This is a genomic window from Halomonas sp. ND22Bw, from assembly GCF_003011945.1.
GTDB classification, from domain to species: Bacteria; Pseudomonadota; Gammaproteobacteria; order Pseudomonadales; family Halomonadaceae; genus Halomonas; species Halomonas halophila.
Genome location: NZ_PXWD01001604.1, coordinates 1 through 242, shown reverse-complemented (window position 1 = coordinate 242; position 242 = coordinate 1). Strand labels below are relative to the sequence as shown.

Below are 242 nucleotides of genomic sequence, written 5' to 3'. Positions count from 1 at the left end.
CAGACCGCGAGGATGGCGCGGCGCCGGTCGGCGTTCAGATCGCGCAGGCCATCGGCGAAATAGCGTTCGCCCTGCCGGCGCAGCCGGGCGACGCGGTGCGGCGGGACGCCAGCGAGCAGGTCAGCGCCGAGGTTCATCGCGCGGAGAAACTCCAACCGGTCGAGCAGCCGGTTCGCCGCGGCGGAATTGTTGCCCGGCTCGATCCGGCGCAGCCAGATGAAGCGGCTGATCGCGCCTGGCAG

1 protein-coding gene is annotated in these 242 nt (G+C 71.9%); it reads right to left on the bottom strand.

Annotated features, from left to right (window positions below; genetic code table 11):
* On the bottom strand, nt 1-242 hold a 242-nt coding region (locus tag CVH10_RS23670; protein WP_146143366.1), incomplete at both ends, for a hypothetical protein.